This window comes from Streptomyces sp. NPDC031340, assembly GCF_055569945.1.
This window is the reverse complement of record NZ_JBVIIE010000032.1, coordinates 100,695-104,716: the sequence shown is the minus strand read 5'-3', so window position 1 is coordinate 104,716 and position 4,022 is coordinate 100,695. Positions and strand designations below refer to the sequence as shown.

Here is a 4,022-nt window from a genome sequence, read left to right as displayed (position 1 = left end):
CTATCCATTGTTTTTGGGGGCCAAAGAGAGGGGGGGGCTTCCCCCCCCCCTTCTTGGGGGGGGGGGGGGGGGGGGGGGGGGGGGGGGGGGGGGCGGGGGGGGCGCCCCCCCCCCCCCCCGCCCAGGACCACGTCGGCCCGCGGGCCGCCCGGCGCGTGGTGCGGGGGAGCGCCGGCGTAGAGCAGGTCGTGGTCGAGGTAGGTGCCGTCCAGCACCTCCTCGCGGTGCCGGCCGATCCGTTCGCGCACGGTGTCCCAGTCGTCCTCGAACAGCCGGCGCATCCATGCGGCGCTGTTGCGCAGGGCCGGCGGCGGCACCGCGCGGAGGTGGAAGTACATGCTCATCAGTTACGGAGCGCAGCGGCGCGCCCGCGCGTCACACCACCGGGACCGTGACCGGCGTGACGATTCGTGCCACCACCACGCTCTTGGTGATGTGACGACGATGACACAGCGGGAGACGCGGCAGGACACGAGGCCCCCGGCCGCGGTGAAGCCGGTGCGGTGGGCGGCGGACGCGGTGTCGGCCATGCGGGAAGGGGCGCGGGTGCGTCTCGACTACTCGGCGCAGAGCCTGTGGCGGGTGGACCGGATGATCGACGGGATACGCCGGGAGCAGGCGCCGTACGCCGCCGTGGACCAGGTGCTGCGCGGCTTCGGCGCGTACGCCGGTGAGGTGATCGTGCGGCAGACCGGCGCCGAGTGGTGGACGAGCGGCGGCGACCACTGGATCCGCACGCCGGACGGGCGGCTGTGGGACCCCATCGACGAGGCCCGGCGCTGCTTCACCGGGCAGGGCTCGCTGCGGCTGCTGTGCCGGGACGCGACCGGCGCCGACCAGGCGTGACGACGGGCCGGGCGCCCGCCCTTCGGGGCGCCCGCCCTTCGGGGCGGGCGCCCGGCCCGTGGGAACGGACGGACGGTTACTTGATGTACACCAGGCCGTCCGTGGTGATCGTGGGCCGGCCGCTCGTGCCGACGACCACGATCTTCACCGTGTGCTGGGCGCTGCCGGACCAGGTCTTCGTCCAGATGGCCTGGCGGTACAGCGTGGTCGACGACTTCAGGTCGACCGTCGCCGCCTTGACGCCGTCGACGTAGACGTACGCCTGACCGGAACTCGACGCCCGGGAGACCACCCAGGAGGCGGAGCGGCCGGTGAAGGTCCAGCTCAGGCTCGCGCCCTTGGAACCGCTGGAGTACGACGTGCCGCCGAGGTAGCTGGTGGAGGAACGGGCGGTCCAGCTGCCGGACTTGACCGCGGAGGTCTCCTGGAGGACGACCGGCGTGTAGGAGGGCGAGGACGTGCGGTAGTTGCCGGCGTAGTCGTACGCCCGCATCTGCCACGTCGTGGCGGTGCCGGACGGGGCCGTGCGGCTGGAGGCGGTGGTCGTCGGGCCGTAGGCGGCGGTCGTCGGCGACAGCAGCTTCACGGACTTCAGCGCGGCGTTGTCGGTGGCCTTCCAGCCGAGGGTGACCGGGACGGCGCTCGTGTTGACGGTGCCGGTGCGCAGGGAGATCTTCGGGGTCGTGGTGAACGTCGGCGCGGTCGTCTCCACCATGACGTTCAGCGCGGCCGAGGTGGTGGCCTTGCCGGACTGGTGCACGGCGCGCACGGCGACGGTGTGGCCGCCCAGCGGGAGCGTGGCGCTCGCGGAGGTGGCGGTGCCGGCGACGGAGGCGACGGCCTTGCCGTCGACCAGCAGCTCGAACCCGGAGATCAGCGAGCCCGGCGTGGTGGTGGACCAGTGGGCGGTCACGGCGCCCTTGGTGTAGTACGTCGAGCCGGACAGGCCCGCGCCGGACAGCGAGGTCACCTTCAGGCCCTGCACCGGGCCGGACGCCCAGGCGCGGACGGTCGGCAGCTGCGCGTACAGCGAGCCGCCGGGGCACTGGGTGTTGTAGCCGTCGCGGTGGCCGGAGATCCGCTCGAAGGTGTACGAGCTGCCCGCGGTGAAGCTCGTGCCGGAGTAGTTCGTCTGGCTCGCGCCCGCCTTCAGCTGCACGGTGGTGGCGGGGTCGGCGCCGTACTGGCCGAGCTTCCAGGCCGCGACGCGGGCGACCGAGGCCAGGGCCGCGTCGGTGGCGCCGGTGGTGGTGTAGTCGCCGAGCACCGCGATGCCCGCGGACTCCCGGTTCCAGCCGTAGGTGTGCGCGCCGAGCACCGGCAGGTCGACGCCGCCCTTGCGGCCCTCGAAGACGGTGCCGCACTTGTCGACCAGGAAGTTGTAGCCGATGTCGTTCCAGCCGTTGGTCTGCGTGTGGTACGCGTAGATGCCCCGCACGATGGCCGCCGACTCGGAGCACGAGTAGTCGTTGGCGCCGTCGGTGTGGTGCACGAAGACGGCCTTGACGTCGGCGTTGTACTCCGACGGGTCCGGACTGAGCGACTCGTCGGCGCCCCAGTCGGCGCGCGGGACGATCGGCGGCTCGGGCACGGTGGACGGCGGCGCGCTGGGCGCGGTGGCCGTCGGGCTCGCGGACGCGGACGCGGAGTCGGATGCCGACACCGAGGGGGACGGGGAGGCGCTGTCGGTCGGCGCGGCGCTGTCGGTGGGTGCCGCGCTGTCGGTGGGCGTCCCCTCCGCCACGAACGCGGCCGGCTCGGCGGCCTTCGCCTCGGCGTCCGTCACCACCCCGGGGTCGACGAGGCTGACCTCGAGCCCCTTGGGCAGCGCGGAGCCGGTGGCGCCGTCCCGGTGGACGACCCGCACCTGCACGCCGTCGGAGGGGCCGACCCACAGCGGCTCGGTCGCGCCGCGCGCGTGGGCCCGCGCCCGCGGGTCCTCCAGCGGGTCGGCGTCCGTCTCCAGGTCCTGCCAGGCGCTCCACTCGCCGGTCTCCACGGCGCGGGTGCGCACCTGGGCCGTGCCGCGCAGCCGCGCGCCGGCGTCTGCCCAGGAGACGCCGAGCATCGAGAACCGCTCGGTCCGGGTGCGCGGCAGCTCCCGCTCTCCGCCCGCGGTCGCCTTCAGCGCCAGGCCGTGCACGCTCACCGGCCGCTTGGCCCGCCCCGCGGCACCGCCGTCGCCGGGCGGACTGGCGACGGCGTACGTCACCACACCACCGCCGCCCAGCAGCACCGCGCCGAGCGTCAGCCACGCCCGTCGTTTCATGCTCAGCGGCCTGTACGCACGCGTCCCGCGAGGACTCACTTATCCCACCCCTGGAAGGAAACCGGCTCAGAAGGCTCACCCGCCTCACTCGTCACGACAGGTGGCACCTACACACAGCGCAGCGTCCTGGGTGAACGTCACCCCACGGCCGTGGAGTGCCGGGGGACGCACGAGCGGCGGAAAGGTTGTGCGCCGACTGTGGATCAGCCGTGTGTCGATCGACACGCGGCGAGGCCGTGATGTTCACGGCGTGGGATCCGCTGGTTCAGCGGGAGGGGTGGATCCCCTCCCGTGAGCCGAGCCAGCTGGGGGTTCCATGAGCGATGTGGACGAACGCGTTCCGTGCGCGGACGAGATGCGGTCGCGTGCGGCGGCTCTCGTCGCGCGGGTGACCGCCCGCGGCCGGCTGCCGCTGGACTACTCGGAGCGCAGCCTGCGGGTCGTCGACTTCCTGATCGACGGACTGCGCAAGGGCGGCGCCGACCCGGAGCGGGCGCACGACACGCTCGTCGGACTCGGCGCGTACGTGGGCGAGGTGCTGGTGCGCCGCGCGGGCGCGCAGTGGGTGGACTTCGACGACCGGCAGCGCGCCTGGTCCGGGCAGCCGGTCGGGGTGCGGATGGCCGACGGACGGGTGTGGAACCCGCTCGGCAAGGTCCGCAACCGCTTCGAGACGGGCAGCCCGGAGGAATCCCTTCGGCTGTTCTACCTCACGCTGCACGGCCGCACCCGCGGAGCCGCCGCCTGAGCGCGGACCACCGCCTCGCCACGCCCGGGGCTTCTGACGAACTGTGACACTTGTGTGACCCAGGACGCTGAGGACCGTGGAGGCGTGGGGGGGGGGGGGGGGGGGGGGGGGGGGGGGGGGGGGGGGGGGAGGTTGTCATCGGCCCAAGGAAGGGAGAGG

3 protein-coding genes are annotated in these 4,022 nt (G+C 73.8%); 2 read left to right on the top strand and 1 reads right to left on the bottom strand.

All coding sequences use genetic code 11. The features are described 5' to 3' along the window. Positions 1 to 444 precede the first annotated feature (444 nt). Positions 445 to 846, top strand: coding sequence for a hypothetical protein (locus ACZ5GT_RS24600; protein ID WP_469029857.1), 402 nt, complete (start codon positions 445 to 447; stop codon positions 844 to 846). A 76-nt stretch (positions 847 to 922) separates the two neighbouring features. Here ACZ5GT_RS24600 and ACZ5GT_RS24595 read toward each other — a convergent pair whose 3' ends face one another. Then, positions 923 to 3,115 (bottom strand): peptidoglycan recognition protein family protein, encoded by a 2,193-nt coding sequence (locus ACZ5GT_RS24595; protein WP_469029831.1) that lies wholly within the window; start codon positions 3,113 to 3,115, stop codon positions 923 to 925. Positions 3,116 to 3,431: 316 nt separating this feature from the next. Between ACZ5GT_RS24595 and ACZ5GT_RS24590 the strand changes: the two genes are divergently transcribed. Then, positions 3,432 to 3,863 (top strand): hypothetical protein, encoded by a 432-nt coding sequence (locus ACZ5GT_RS24590; protein WP_469029826.1) that lies wholly within the window; start codon positions 3,432 to 3,434, stop codon positions 3,861 to 3,863. Positions 3,864 to 4,022 lie beyond the last annotated feature (159 nt).

Coding starts and splice junctions, on each gene's coding strand:
- ACZ5GT_RS24590 (WP_469029826.1), top strand. CDS start 3,432: ATGAGCGATGTGGACGAACGCGTTCCGTGCGCGGACGAGATGCGGTCG.
- ACZ5GT_RS24600 (WP_469029857.1), top strand. CDS start 445: ATGACACAGCGGGAGACGCGGCAGGACACGAGGCCCCCGGCCGCGGTG.
- ACZ5GT_RS24595 (WP_469029831.1), bottom strand. CDS start 3,115: ATGAAACGACGGGCGTGGCTGACGCTCGGCGCGGTGCTGCTGGGCGGC.